Source organism: Acinetobacter tandoii (assembly GCF_008867985.1).
Taxonomy (GTDB): Bacteria; Pseudomonadota; Gammaproteobacteria; order Pseudomonadales; family Moraxellaceae; genus Acinetobacter; species Acinetobacter tandoii.
This window is the reverse complement of the sequence record NZ_VXLD01000038.1, coordinates 1-345: the sequence shown is the minus strand read 5'-3', so window position 1 is coordinate 345 and position 345 is coordinate 1. Positions and strand designations below refer to the sequence as shown.

Sequence of the window (345 nt, the reverse complement as noted above, 5' to 3'; positions counted from 1 at the left end):
GGATTCACTTGTGTCGTATCATCTGCCAGACCTAAATCACGGGTAACCGCCAGTGCCTGTGCCGCAAAGGCTTCATTCAACTCAATCACATCCATCTGCTCGATTGTGAGATTAGCTTGTTTCAGCAATTTCTTAATTGCTGGTGCTGGGGCAAAGCCCATAATGCGAGGTTCAACCCCCACAGCCGTAGATGCAATAATCTTGGCACGTGGTTTAAGTTGGTATTGCTCGACGGCTTGTTCCGAAGCAATCAGTACAGCAGCCGCACCGTCATTGATGCCTGACGCGTTTCCCGCTGTGACGGTGCCTTCTGCTGTGACGACTGGCTTCAGTTTCGCCAAACCT

Annotated in this window: 1 protein-coding gene; it reads right to left on the bottom strand. The window is 51.0% G+C overall.

What is annotated here, in order from left to right; translation table 11 throughout:
* The coding region (locus F4W09_RS17000) for a thiolase family protein (protein WP_472755572.1) at positions 1–345 on the bottom strand (345 nt) is incomplete at both ends.